Source organism: Fulvivirga sediminis (assembly GCF_016757215.1).
GTDB lineage: Bacteria > Bacteroidota > Bacteroidia > Cytophagales > Cyclobacteriaceae > Fulvivirga > Fulvivirga sediminis.
Map to the genome: position 1 here is coordinate 103,806 of NZ_JAESIY010000006.1, position 13,288 is coordinate 117,093.

At 36.2% G+C, this 13,288-nt stretch carries 11 protein-coding genes; 5 read left to right on the top strand and 6 right to left on the bottom strand.

Annotated elements, in window-relative coordinates; translation table 11 throughout:
• The first annotated feature begins 10 nt into the window (after window positions 1-10).
• From JL102_RS12035 to JL102_RS12050, 4 genes are read left to right on the top strand one after another with little or no spacing between them, the layout of a single operon-like run.
• Window positions 11-3,214 (top strand): SusC/RagA family TonB-linked outer membrane protein, encoded by a 3,204-nt coding sequence (locus JL102_RS12035; RefSeq protein WP_202244663.1) that lies wholly within the window; start codon window positions 11-13, stop codon window positions 3,212-3,214.
• A gap of 10 nt (window positions 3,215-3,224) precedes the next feature.
• Complete coding sequence (locus tag JL102_RS12040) at window positions 3,225-4,682, top strand: SusD/RagB family nutrient-binding outer membrane lipoprotein (protein WP_202244664.1); 1,458 nt, start codon at window positions 3,225-3,227, stop codon at window positions 4,680-4,682.
• Between the two features lie 17 nt (window positions 4,683-4,699).
• Window positions 4,700-5,323, top strand: coding sequence for an immunoglobulin-like domain-containing protein (locus tag JL102_RS12045; RefSeq protein WP_202244665.1), 624 nt, complete (start codon window positions 4,700-4,702; stop codon window positions 5,321-5,323).
• Window positions 5,324-5,328: 5 nt separating this feature from the next.
• On the top strand, window positions 5,329-5,790 hold the full coding sequence (locus JL102_RS12050; RefSeq protein ID WP_202244666.1) for a hypothetical protein: 462 nt from the start codon (window positions 5,329-5,331) through the stop codon (window positions 5,788-5,790).
• Between the two features lie 70 nt (window positions 5,791-5,860).
• On the opposite strand, the gene JL102_RS12055 is transcribed toward JL102_RS12050, so the two are convergent.
• From JL102_RS12055 to JL102_RS12075, 5 genes are all read right to left on the bottom strand, one after another.
• Window positions 5,861-8,464: a DUF5686 and carboxypeptidase regulatory-like domain-containing protein gene (locus tag JL102_RS12055; RefSeq protein ID WP_202244667.1), complete on the bottom strand. Its 2,604-nt coding sequence runs from the start codon at window positions 8,462-8,464 to the stop codon at window positions 5,861-5,863.
• 89 nt (window positions 8,465-8,553) lie between these two features.
• On the bottom strand, window positions 8,554-9,126 hold the full coding sequence (gene nadD / locus JL102_RS12060; protein ID WP_202244668.1) for a nicotinate (nicotinamide) nucleotide adenylyltransferase: 573 nt from the start codon (window positions 9,124-9,126) through the stop codon (window positions 8,554-8,556).
• An 18-nt stretch (window positions 9,127-9,144) separates the two neighbouring features.
• Window positions 9,145-9,714 carry a guanylate kinase gene (gene gmk / locus JL102_RS12065; RefSeq protein WP_202244669.1) on the bottom strand — a complete coding sequence of 190 codons (570 nt, stop codon included), beginning with the start codon at window positions 9,712-9,714 and terminating at the stop codon, window positions 9,145-9,147.
• Between the two features lie 3 nt (window positions 9,715-9,717).
• Window positions 9,718-10,011, bottom strand: a complete 294-nt coding sequence (locus JL102_RS12070; RefSeq protein WP_202244670.1) for an anti-sigma factor — start codon at window positions 10,009-10,011, stop codon at window positions 9,718-9,720.
• Between the two features lie 8 nt (window positions 10,012-10,019).
• A complete protein-coding gene (locus JL102_RS12075) occupies window positions 10,020-10,601 on the bottom strand; it encodes a sigma-70 family RNA polymerase sigma factor (protein ID WP_202244671.1) in 582 nt (193 codons plus the stop codon).
• 233 nt (window positions 10,602-10,834) lie between these two features.
• Between JL102_RS12075 and JL102_RS12080 the strand changes: the two genes are divergently transcribed.
• The gene (locus JL102_RS12080; RefSeq protein WP_202244672.1) at window positions 10,835-11,551 is read left to right on the top strand and encodes a protein kinase family protein; all 717 of its coding nucleotides are present in this window, start codon (window positions 10,835-10,837) and stop codon (window positions 11,549-11,551) included.
• On the opposite strand, the gene JL102_RS12085 is transcribed toward JL102_RS12080, so the two are convergent.
• Window positions 11,540-12,616 (bottom strand): hypothetical protein, encoded by a 1,077-nt coding sequence (locus JL102_RS12085; protein WP_202244673.1) that lies wholly within the window; start codon window positions 12,614-12,616, stop codon window positions 11,540-11,542. The two genes, JL102_RS12080 and JL102_RS12085, sit on opposite strands and share 12 nt — an antisense overlap.
• Between the last annotated feature and the right edge of the window lie 672 nt (window positions 12,617-13,288).

Consider the following 13,288-nt stretch of genomic DNA (forward strand, 5'->3'; position numbering starts at 1 on the left):
ATCAGATCACATGAAGAACTTTTTACTAGTTAGTTTTCTAGTATCGTTCTGCTTTATTTCCAATAATGTTTGGTCTCAAAGCAGAACAATTACTGGGAAAGTGACGTCAGCAGAAGATGGTTCCAGTTTACCTGGCGTTAATGTAATAATTAAAGGAACCTCGTCAGGAACCGTTACTGATATTGATGGACACTACTCTGTCTCCGTACCTGAATCCGGAGAGGTTTTGTTATTTTCCTTTATAGGGTTAAAATCACAAGAAATAAACATCAACAGCCAGTCAGTTATTGATGTTAAAATGTCCTCAGATGTACAGGAACTCAGTGAAGTAGTGGTAACAGCAATTGGTATTGAAAAAGATGCCCGTAAGCTGGGATATTCAGCCACTAAACTAGATAATCAAGAACTTACGCAAGGAAAATCAACCAGCGTTCTAAACTCCCTACAAGGAAAAGTAGCTGGAGCTCAAATTTCTAGCAGCTCAGGGGCTCCTGGATCATCGAATAAAGTTATCATTAGAGGTTTTACGTCTTTAAGTGGCAATAATAACCCTTTATATGTTATAGATGGTGTTCCTATGAACAACTCCTTTACTGGTGACAACTCAATAAATGGAGGGGTTGACTTTGGTAGTCGTATCAATGACATTAACCCTGAAGACATTGCCTCTATGACCGTTTTGAAAGGTGCTGCAGCCACTGCTCTATACGGGTCTCGCGCCGCATCTGGTGTAATTGTAATTACCACAAAAAATGGGAGCAACGCAGCTAAAAGAGGAAAAAAAGCTGAGATATCAGTCGCTTCATCTGTTATGTTTGACAATGTTCTTAAACTTCCTGAATTCCAAAATGAAAGAGGACAGGGTTTCTACGGCAGCACAAATAGATACCTCACAGAAAACACTAGCTGGGGCTCTAAATTTACCGGAAAAAATCAGCCATGGGGAACGACAGTAGATGGACAACAAAGAGTTAAACCTTATTCTGCATTAGAAGATAACGTGAAAGAATTTTTCGAAACAGGAAGAACTTTCAATAATTCAGTATCACTTCAAGGAGGCGGAGAAAAGGCCAACTATTACGTATCATACTCAAACGTTGATGCAGATGGTATTATGCCCACAGATGCCGATTCTTATATTAGGAATACAATAGCAGTAAGGGCTTCTTCAGAATTATCAGACAAACTACGTAGTTCTGCTTCATTCAACTATGCCAGAACAAAGTCTAGCTTTGTGCCTACCGGACAAGGATCAACAGTATATAATAATGTACTCCAAACTCCGAGAGATATCTCTCTACTTGAGCTTCAAGATTTAAATAATAAGTTCAATACTCTTGAGAATTACTATTCTCCATATACTACTAACCCGTGGTACATTTTAAAAGAACATGGCTCCGATGCTATCATTGATAGATTTTACGGAAACGTTGAGTTATCTTACGAAGCCACAGATTGGTTGTCATTCACAGGGCGAGTAGGTTCAGACCTTACCTCTACTGAAATGGAGCAATTCCAGCCAAAAGCCGTTATTGAAGGAAGAAACAACGCTAGATCAAACCCTGGTCAATACAAAATAGAGGAAAGCTACGCAAGAGAGTTCAATACAGACTTATTAATGAACATTAATAAGGATATTAATCAAGATATAAATATTGGAGGAGTCGTAGGCTTTAACATCAATCAAAGAGAATCTAAATATTTGAGATCTCAAATTAACGATTTGGTGATACCTAACTTTTACAACCTTTCAAACACATCAAATAGCCCAATATCTTCTAACGAAGAGAACTTAAGAAGACTTTATGGACTATACGGACAAGTTGATTTTACCTACAAGAATTTCTTATTCTTAACAGGAACAGCTCGTAATGACTGGTCTTCTACCTTACCAAAAGACAACAGATCATTCTTCTATCCTGGTGTTAACGCAGGGGTAGATGTAACTTCAGCTCTAGGCATAGACAGTCAAACTTTATCTTACCTAAAAGTAAGAGGTGGATGGGCTCAAGTGGGTAAAAGCGCAGACCCTTATAAAGTACAACAAACTTTATTCTTACAAGCATCTCAATCTGATGGTTTTATTGACCTAAACTCACCAATAGCTCAATCTATCGCAGCTTATGAAATGAGTAATCAGATAGGTAATCCTAACCTACAGCCAGAGATATCTACAGAAATTGAATTTGGAGCTGACATTCGATTCTTTAATAATAGAATAGGCCTTGATGCAACTTATTACAAGCGAAATGTTAAAGAAAACATTTTAACTGTCCCTATGACAGCATCTACAGGTTACACTAGCCAAGTGCTAAATATTGCGGAATTAAGTAATGAAGGAATAGAGCTATTACTTACAGCCACCCCAATAAGAACTACTAATTTTCAATGGGACATTTCTGTTAACTGGAGTAAAAATGACTCGAAAATTCTCGACTTAGGAGGCCCGAATGAAATTAGCCTAGGTGGTCTTTCATCTAATTCTTTAATAGCAAGAGTAGGTGGACCTGCTTTCGAGATTAAAGGTAGCGTTCCATTAACTGACCAAAATGGCAATATAGTAGTAGATGCGGCAGGTATTCCTAGACCAAACCCTGAAAAACAAGTACTTGGAACAACTCAATATGATTGGGTAGGAGGTCTTAACAACAAACTTTCTTATAAGGGCTTCTCTCTATCTTTTACACTTGATAGTAGAAAAGGAGGGTTAATGTATAGCAGAACAGCAAGCATTGGATACTTCGCAGGAACAGCTCCTCAGACATTATATAATGACAGAAGGCCATTTATTGTACCTAATTCTGTGGTTCAAGCTGTTGATGCCGACGACAATTTAGTATACAATGATCAAGGCAACCCAGTTTATGAAGAAAACACACAACAAATCTCCCATACAAACAATTCTCTAAATACATTCTGGGGAAATGGTGGATTTGATATGGACAGATCTTTCTTTGTTTCAAAATCATTCGTAAAACTCAGAGAAGTGGTGTTATCTTATAATCTACCCGCTTCTCTTTTAGAAAAAACACCGTTTGGTAGTGCTAACATCAGTTTGATAGGAAGGAATCTTCTTTTATGGGTTCCTGAAGACAACCTCTTTATTGATCCAGAGCAAACTACATTTGGAAACGATATTAGTTCAGAATTTGGTGATTATGGAGCTACTCCTACCACCAGAAGTTATGGAGTTAGCTTAAGATTTACTTTCTAAAAAAAATAAAATGACAATATTTAAAAAATTAAGCGCATTCATGTTGGCGATAATGCTATTGTCAACATCTTGCCAAGAGAACTACTTGGACATAAACGAAGACCCCAATAATCCTGCGAACGCCACAGTTGAAACCGTGCTACCAGCCGCTATCAACTCAGTAGCCTTCACTATTGGAGGTCAATGGCAAATATTAGGTGAATTATGGGCTCAACACTGGACTCAATCACCTGGAGCCAACCAGTATGCTAACATTGATAACTACAACATCAATGAAACCACATTTAACAGGCAGTATATCGAAATTTACGCAGGAGCCCTTAATGACTTCAATTACGTTTCGAAAACAGCAGAAGAAAATAACAATTGGAATTATTACCTGATTGCTGAGGTGATGAAAGCCTATACTTTTCAAATTATGGTAGATCTTTATGACGATATACCCTATACTGAAGCATTAAGTGGTTTGGAAAACAAGAATCCAAAATTTGACAAGGGAGCTAATGTTTACGCGGACCTAATCAAAAAAATAGACAATGCTCTATCAAAGGATTTATCAGCAGCAACTTCAAAAAGTTTAGGGAAAGAGGACATCATTTTTCAAGGAGTAATGGATAATTGGATTCGATTTGCCAATACCTTAAAGCTGAAGATATACATGAGACAATCTGAAATCAACCCGTCAGTTGCCTCAGCCGGTATCACCAGTTTATTTCAAAATAGTGCTACCTTTTTAAATACAGATGCCGAAATGGCTGAGTTCATAGATGTGCAAAATTTCAGAAATCCATTTTATGCAGCCCAAGTAAGCTCTGCAGGTAGCGGAAGAGGTTATACCGACATCGTGGCATCTAACACTCTTCTAAACTATCTACAAAACAATGGAGACCCTAGATTAGACGCCATTTACAGTACTCCTAAAGAAGGAGGTGCGCATGTTGGCATAAATCAAGGAGATTACACCAATGCCTCGTTTAAAAGTGCCAGAGAATTATCACAACCTAATATAGCCGCTACAACTCCTGTCGTATTAATTAGTGCCGCAGAAAGTAAATTTTTGCAAGCTGAGGCAGTAATCAGGTATAGTGTAGCTGGAGATGCTGAGCAACTTTACAATGAAGGTATAGAAGAATCTTTTGCTAAGCTAGAGGTGGATAATGCATCGAATTACTACGGTACAGATAATGTATATGAGTTCCCTTCTACTTCTCCTGAAGACCAATTAGATGCCATCTTAACGCAAAAATGGATAGCCTTTGCTAACTATCAGGGGTTAGAGGCACATTTCGAACACTTAAGAACAGGATATCCAAATTTCTTAACTGCAACACCTAATAATGTAACTGGAGATGTGTCACCTAAGAGATTGCCATATCCCACAACTGAATTAAACAACAATTCAGAAAATGTTCAACAAGCAGGAGGGCAAAAACAAGTTATCGAAAGAATCTGGTGGGATCCTTCTTAATATAGATTTTTACAATTATGAAAAATAGATTTATAAATATACTAATCTTATTTGCAGCAGTAACTCTCTGCATATCATGTGATGATGACACTGATGATGTGTCCTTCATAACCACATACCCTGACTTTGAAATTCAGGGAGGGACATACTTATCAATAGTTTCAGGAAACTCCTATGAAGATGCTGGAGCAATTGCTACAGAAGGAGAAAATCAACTAGAAGTTACGTCATCTGGCTCCGTTGACTCTGATACACCAGGACTTTACACCATTACTTACACCGCCACTAATAGTGATGGTTACGATGGTAGTGCTCAAAGAGTAATTGCGGTGACAGAAGAAGATGTGAGCAGTGAAGATCTATCTGGCCCTTACTTAAGTGGATCAAGAAGTGTTAACTATGAACAACGAGCTTCAGGACTATACTACGGAGAAAACTTATGGGCAGACTCCAATGGAGTATCAGGATACTTCCTGCACACTGAAGGATCAACCATTTTGGTTCCTCAACAAGATTCTCCATTCGGAGCATATACCGGATCAGGCACTATTAATGGCGATGGTACCATATCTCTTCGATTTGAAATAATTGAAGGTGGTAATGCTGGAGCAGTGCTAAGTCGTACCTTAACTAAACAATAAAAGACATGCAAAATTTAAAAAACTATACTAAGTATATCATATTTTTATTAACGCTAGTTGGTGGTTTAACATCTTGCACTGAAGAAAATGACTATGACAAAGTCACCTTTCCATATACCGAGGTTGTAGGAGAATATGTGGTAGATGTGCAGCTTACATCTCCATTCGAGACTAGTGACCATGTAACGATCATTTTATCAAATACATCAACTTCGAACGACTCTATTTGGATTGAAGATGAAGATTTTTTCAAATCAAAAATAAAGGCAAGATTAGAAGGTAATAAATTATCCGCTATAAACGGGCTGGATATTTTCAAAGGAAAACGTGCCAATGTGCAAGGGGAAGTATTTCCTGAAAATGACAGCATTCATATAGAATGGACTTATATAGAAGGTTTTGGTGAACTGGAAGCTGATAATATAGTAGAAGCTAATGGCATACTATTCAATGGTATCACAAACTAAATCACTTCTTGTAGATAATACATAGAGTAAAAGAAGGCTGTCTTAATCCAAGGCAGCCTTTATTTTTATCCTAAAATATACTTCCCAAATTACTGGCAATTCCTACCCTCACTCCCCAGTCTTCATATTTACCTTCTTTAAAAGCGGTAACTAGCTCCAGCCTGAAGACCCTAAATATGTAATTTATACCATATCCAAGCTCTGTATAGTTCGATGAGACGTCATTAGCCAGGTAGTTCACAAAAAAGTTTTCTCTAACTCCTGAAAGACGGACAATTGGAATTCTGGTAACGAGCAACTGACGGAATTGATAATTTGCGTTACCTGCAAAATACTGATCATTTGTACTGTAAGCATAGTAATCTAGCAATCGAAAGCTTCCCACAGGATCCAAGGTCGTAAAAGGAGTTCTACCACCCAAAAAATGCTTATAATCAGTGAAATACATCTTTTTTGAGTTAAGAAATATTCCTGCTTTCAAATAAACATCCAGTAAGCCTCTAATTCCAAGTTTATACTGATCTTTATAACTCACCTCTAGCAAATCATAATCCACCTCACTATTAAATACAGAGGAAATTCCTTTTTTATAAGAAACCGCAAATATTGGTGAAGAATCATTAATAGCTATTTTCTTGTCATTATAAATAGCATATTTGATAAATGGCTTGTACTCTATCTCACCTCCTAATAACAGAGCATTATTCTCCGGAAATGAAGTATTCGCAAGTTCTAAACTAACAGGGGTATTAGATGTGAAATATTTACCACTCCAATCAAATATAGTAAAGTCAGTATTGTTATGAAGCTGTCGTCTTCTACTGAGTTCTGAGTTTAGTTTGAGCCTCACTTCCTCATTCCAATTCTTTTCATAAGCTAAGTTCACAAAATCCTGCTCATATATTTTCATATAGTTACGCTCTGCAAACAGGCTCATGAAAGTATTAATGTAAGGATGAATAGGGTTATCTCTATTAAACTGATTTACGTATCTCCCTGCGGTTAATATCAAATTATTTCTAGAATCATTATCTCCAAATCCATAATGAGTTCTTAAAGTACCTGACAGCTTTTTTCTCGCAAAAGCATACCTTAAAAGTGGACTCACACTTAGCCAACTCTTCTTATTGAAAGTTTTGGAATACGTAAGCTTATAATCTAGATTAAACCCTTCTACAGTATTATAGTTAAAGCCTAAAAATGGACTCCTTATTTTTAAATAGGCCTTATCTCCCAAGTCGTACCTGTTACCAAGAACCAAATCTTGAAAATGAACCCCCTTTCTCTTCGTATTCCTAAGGGTGTCACCATTTTCCTCTCTCTCTCTGACCTGATTTAAGCTATCAAGTATATCATACCCTCTTTTTTCTCCTTTATTCAAAGGAACAGGCCTTATCTTAGCCCAATATAATGAGTCGTGAGAATATGCATTTGAATCAATTTCAAATGTACGATTAGTTAAAATATCTGCATTATCGCTTTCTCTTAACTCATCTTTTTCATAAGCCTTCAAAACTTTTTTGAGCTGCTTTCTGGTCACTTCCTTACCAGAAGTCAATATCTCCTGGATTTCCTTCTCATCCTCATCTTGCACTTGCTCTTGCAATTTTTCAGCTAACTCTTCTTCCACCTTTTCATCTATAACCTCTATCTGCATGTCTAGATCAGGATTCACCTGCACCTCATAGTTATTTACTGTAGCGAGGTAATCCCCTTCAAACTCAAATCCTAGCACCTTGCCTTCTACATGAAATTTATGAGTTACGGGCAACCATACACCCTCCTCAATAGGTTTATAGACCTGTTTAATATGAAAATCAACACCAAATTTAGTCACGTGTAAATTCAAGCTATAAATACTCCAGTAGTCCTCCACAATATTTATAACCCCTCTAAACACATTATCTCCTTTGGAGCGTGGTATCACCCTGATTTTACTTACCTCAACCCCCTGATCCTGATAAGTGCCTTCATACCTAAATTTATAATAAGAAAAAGCTTTTGGAGATAAAGGGGAAACGCATTTAGCTAACTCAGGCTCATAGAAGGAGCCATTTATGTACGGGTTAGGCATCGTATTTCTATTATCGCCAGTAGTATAAATAGAAATTACTTTTTCATTATAAGTGTTCGGCCTAATGTACTCGACTTCACTCACTGACTCCGTTATAAATACCCTATCCGGGTCTATTCCTGCCTTTTTTATTTGCCCTTTCATTAAAAAAGGATAATCCTTGAGTTTACCAGTCCCCTTCATATACACTTTAGCTGTATACTTATCAATTTGCTGAGTGTGAAATTTACTCTTGGCAATCGCTTTTCGCATAATAGTATAGGCAGGGTCCTCCTTCCCAGCCCTAACCTCAATATCTCTGAGCATGATAACCTGAGATTCAAGCTTCACATCAAGGTCCACAAAGCCCTCTTCTACAATCACTTCTTTAGTTAAAGAAGCATAACCAACAAATTGGAATATTAGCTGATAATTACCTGGATCAAGGTTTATTTCATAATAAGCCTGATCATTAGTAGTGGTGCCACTGCCTGTTTCTTTTACATATATGGTACTATAAGGTAAAGGCTCTCCTTTTTCATTTCTTACCACTCCCCTCACTCCGCCTGCGTAGCTGCAGTAAGCAGAAAGGATAAAGATTAACAACAAAAACTGTTTCATAGGTAAAGGGAAAAGTCAATAACATACGCTCGTTATTGATTCTAAATTATAATTACAGAAGAATAACGAAGAACCGCAATGCCAAGTTATTACAAGTAAAACTTCTTACTTACAATTAACTTTTCCACCTCGGAAGGCACAAGATACCTTATAGATTGATTTTTTTTGATACATTTTCTAATAAAAGTAGCAGAAACATCTAACATAGGTGAATCTATTACCTTTACATTTTCATGATCTAGCAACTCTGATGGTTGAGAGTTTGGCCGGGGATATACATAAAGGCCATATTTGGAGAGTATTTGATCTGAATTTTTCCACTTTGGAAAACTCTTCAGGTTATCCTGACCTATGATCAGCTTAAAAGTGTAATCCGGATGTTTTTCTGTTAGATAGGTAAGCGTATCTATGGTATAGCTAGGTTTAGGCATATTAAACTCAATGTCTGAGGCTCTGAGATTAAAATTATCCTGAATAGCCGCATTCACCATATCCAACCGATCAAACTCGTGCAATAGTGATTTCCTCTGTTTGAAGGGATTTTGCGGAGAAACCACAAACCAAACCTGAGAGATTTCAGGCGCCTCTGCCATTACATTGGCTATAATGAGATGACCGATATGGATTGGATTAAATGAACCGAAAAATAAGCCTACTGTCATTGAGTTATTGATATTATACTATTCTATAAAATCATTTACCAGCTTTTCGGCTTTCTTTAAAGACTCTTCAAGATCCTGGTTCACTAAAGTAACATCAAACTTATCTTCAAAGCTCATTTCAAATTTTGCCTTGAATATTCTTTGTGAAAGACTATCCTCCGTTTCTGTTTTCCGGTCATGAAGCCTTTCTTTTAACTCCTCTAATGAAGGAACCTTCACAAACACGGCAAGCGCCTTATCTCCGAAATAATTTTTTAAATGTAAACCTCCTTTTACGTCTACATCAAATATTACATGGCGTCCTTCAGCCCATATTCTGTTAACCTCAGCCTTAAGTGTTCCGTAGAAATTTCCAGCATATACTTCCTCCCACTCTATGAATTCATCATTATCAATGCTTTTCTTAAATTCATCAGGAGTTAGAAAGTAGTAGTCTTTGCCATGCTCTTCTTTTCTGCCTCGTTTGTCTCTTGTACAAGCCGAAATAGAAAAGCCAAGCTTAGGATTAGTTTCTAATAAGTGTTTAACAATAGTAGTTTTTCCCGATCCGGACGGAGCGGAAAATATAATTGCCTTCCCTTTATGCATAATTTAGTCGGCCTGTTGATAGATTTTTGATTTGATACTTTCTACCAGGTCAGAAGGGGTTTTTTGATTAAGACACCTATCTTTAATCATACTTTTAATAGCCTTATCTACGTTGTAAATCTCGTAATAAGGCATACAGTTCTCTATATGCTGTTTAAAGTAAGCTTGCTCCTCATCTGTAGCTTCCTGATCCAATACCAGACTTAGAACTTTGAGACACTCACCATGATCAGGCGTTCCTTTATCCGATTTTTCTACCGGACTCTTTTCAAATGAATTTGTAGAGGATAATGACATATAAACTATTAATTTTTATAACCCATTTTTTGTGCATATTCCTTTAGCCTTTCTTTTAAAAGGTTTCTGGCTCTATGCAATCTGGACCGTACTGTACCTATAGGGATGTCTAATATCTTAGCCATCTCATCATATTTAAAACCTTCCAGGTCACACAGAATAATTACTGTTCGAAAGTCCACATCCAGTGAGTTCAAGGCATTGGAAATTTCATCTCCAATCATATCCTGAACGGTCTCTATTCTTAAATCTGTGGTTATAGACTTATCAACATCTTCAGAATTATAAAAAGTTTCAACCTCTTGATAATCTACCTTAGCAGGCTGCTTGCTTTTCTTTCTAAAGTCATTAATAAAGCTATTTTTCAGTATCCGAAACAACCATGCTTTTGCATTAGTTCCTTTTTCAAAGGATTCAATGAAGCGATATGCTTTCAGATAAGTATCCTGAACCAGATCCTTGGCATCATCTTCATCAAATGTTAATCGGTAGGCAAAGTTATACATAGAATCAATGTGCGGAAGAAACTCTTGTTCAAAAGTCTTTTCCTTTTCACGCTGAGAATAACTTTGTCTTTTGTTATCGGACATTTCTTCAAAAGTAATAATTATACATTTTAATTAATAGCTTATACAGCTTTAATAACTAACTCTACAAAAAACAAACGCAGTTGATGTTAATACTTACACATCTTTTTATTTCCTGCCTATTTAATTTAATAATTGTTTTTTCGAACAGTTATTTTATAAACAACAATTTAAGAGATTGGTTAAAATAAGCCTTATCAAAAAGAAATAAATTTTATCGTGTAATTTTGTGCTTCATGGATGTGCACAAGAAAAAAAAGTGGAATATACTCTCTAAGCCGGAGGATCTACACTTCTTCAAAGAGATACAAAAGAAGCGCTATAAAAAGAGAGGCACCTTAAAAAAGAACCATAGAAGTAAAGTTCGAGTAATTAAAATAGGCAACGAAAAGTATGTTCTGAAGATACCTCGTGAGAAGAATAAAAAGAAATGGATTAGGTTTACCACTCTTTTTAGAGATGGGGAAGCATTTAAGAATATAAAAGGAATGCTTACCTATGAACAAATGGGCATACCTTCTACCAAGCCCATCATGGCAGCTGAAAAAAGAAATAAAGGAATGGTGGTAGACTCTTGGCTACTTTACAAGTATTTAGATGGCGAGCCCTGCCTTGACAATGAGCCACTATACCCCAGAGTAATAGATAAGCTACAACAAATACACCTTAAAGGCTACTTACACGGAGACCCACAAATACGAAACTTCCTCTATGAACCTCAGGAAGACGAAATATATGTTATAGATAGCAACCCTAAACCAGCCGGAATATTTAATTTTTCAAAGGCCTATGAGTTTGCTTACCTAAGAAAGAGTGCCCCGGGTATAGAAAAATACTTTGGAAAGATTAATGATTGGTGGCTTTACAAGCTTGCTTTCTACTATGATATCTATGAACGTAAGTTTGTACGTGGAAGAAGAAAATTGAAAAGACTCATCGGATTACACCGATGAGCTCTGCCTCTTAAGAATAAGATAATTTTCATCCCTAAAAACTTCCTCAAAATAAGGATTAGGAACAATATTCCAGTTTTTAAACCAAGGAAACTCTTTACTATTCTTTCTTTCCTTATTTAATATTATGTAATCCATCTCAAAATCTAAGGCTGCTTTTTCCAAAAGTTGACGTTGCGTTAATTCTATATGCTCACGATCTTCTATATACTCATACGTCTTGAACGAGAAAATCTCATATTCATCAATCTCATTATATACAAACTCCCAAGGGCCAAGAACCCGAGAGCCCTTTTCTACTTTGGAAAGGTATCTATGATGCTCCTTGACATGATTGTAATTCTTTTCAAAAATAGAGCCATATGTCATGCCCACAAAAACCATTTGAACTAAAAAAATAAGGAGATAAACCCACTTTATAATCTTAAGTTCCGGGGTCTGTATGACTCTAAAAACTCCTAAACCTATTATCACAGACATAAAAGGCATTAAATACACCAAGTAACGAGCCCCATGACTACTGCTGAGTACCGCAAGAAAAAACATTAACAAAAGCGTATAAATTGTAAGGCTCTTGTAATTATTCCATAAGTGTTTAAATTGTGATATTAATGTCACGAGAAATAATGCGCTAATACCCCATACATCCTGATCCCAAAAATATCGTTTGTGCTCATTTAGCACTCTAAGTATATTATTCCAAATCGCCATTAAAATACCACCATCCACCTTTTCTCCAAAAGTTTCCTGATGGGTAGGCCAATGCTTTAGCTGGTATAGAAACGTTTCAAGATTAGTTTGATTCCAGAGTTCATGAGTGTATAACAAACATACACCACTACAAACTAAAGTATAGTAAATAAGTAAATTCCATTTCTTATTAAAAAGCAAAAAGAAAAAACCAACTACAGGAAAAACTAGCGCATTTAAATGGGTCACAAAAGCTAGTCCGGCAAACAGCCCTGACAACATTATCGGGTATACTTTTACATTTTTCACCCCAACACAGGTAAAATAAAATGACAAAAATCCCAACATCATAATCAATACTTCAGGCCGAAACATGAAACTTCTATGGATTAATTCTGGAATTGTTATCAGCACCAAAATTGTCAGCCATAATAACAAACTCGGAGCCCTTTCCACCCCTAGTAAGTATCTTCTAATAAAAAAAATTGTTGTCAAAAAACAAAGAAATATGAATCCTTTAAACAGGTATAAAGACCATCCAAACACATAGATGATTAGTACACCTATCCAAACAAACAACTTATGATAAATTAGCATGTGTGAATCCCAATTAAAAACACCTGGCATACTCGTGAGCTTAACATTTCCCTCTTTAAGTAACCAATAAGATTGTTCTCCAAACCAAGGCTCATCCTGTTGAATATAGCGATGATATAAACTCAAAAGCAACAAACTGAACATAAGCAGCAGAATAGCTTTTATTACCCTTTGTTTAGCTAGCTCAGTACTTAAATTGATAAAAAAAGTCATAGATCAAAAAATAGGTTTAGCATCAATGTATTAGCCGCAATAATATCACTTTTCTATAATTATACAATTGCAATCAATAATTACCCTAATTAATACCGTTCACCTTAGCGTTCAGATATGAACATATTTCAATTATATAATTTTATAGAATAGCTAATAAACTCGCTTAAGCCACTTTTTATATTTTGGCACACTGTTGGTATAAGGTGAATCATCTCAACAAAAAGGTCAAAAAAC

Coding starts and splice junctions, on each gene's coding strand:
- JL102_RS12075 (WP_202244671.1), bottom strand. CDS start 10,601: ATGTCCGATAACAAAAGACAAAGTTATTCTCAGCGTGAAAAGGAAAAG.
- JL102_RS12080 (WP_202244672.1), top strand. CDS start 10,835: ATGGATGTGCACAAGAAAAAAAAGTGGAATATACTCTCTAAGCCGGAG.
- nadD (WP_202244668.1), bottom strand. CDS start 9,126: ATGACAGTAGGCTTATTTTTCGGTTCATTTAATCCAATCCATATCGGT.
- gmk (WP_202244669.1), bottom strand. CDS start 9,714: ATGCATAAAGGGAAGGCAATTATATTTTCCGCTCCGTCCGGATCGGGA.
- JL102_RS12050 (WP_202244666.1), top strand. CDS start 5,329: ATGCAAAATTTAAAAAACTATACTAAGTATATCATATTTTTATTAACG.
- JL102_RS12045 (WP_202244665.1), top strand. CDS start 4,700: ATGAAAAATAGATTTATAAATATACTAATCTTATTTGCAGCAGTAACT.
- JL102_RS12055 (WP_202244667.1), bottom strand. CDS start 8,464: ATGAAACAGTTTTTGTTGTTAATCTTTATCCTTTCTGCTTACTGCAGC.
- JL102_RS12070 (WP_202244670.1), bottom strand. CDS start 10,011: ATGTCATTATCCTCTACAAATTCATTTGAAAAGAGTCCGGTAGAAAAA.
- JL102_RS12035 (WP_202244663.1), top strand. CDS start 11: ATGAAGAACTTTTTACTAGTTAGTTTTCTAGTATCGTTCTGCTTTATT.
- JL102_RS12040 (WP_202244664.1), top strand. CDS start 3,225: ATGACAATATTTAAAAAATTAAGCGCATTCATGTTGGCGATAATGCTA.
- JL102_RS12085 (WP_202244673.1), bottom strand. CDS start 12,616: ATGTTTCGGCCTGAAGTATTGATTATGATGTTGGGATTTTTGTCATTT.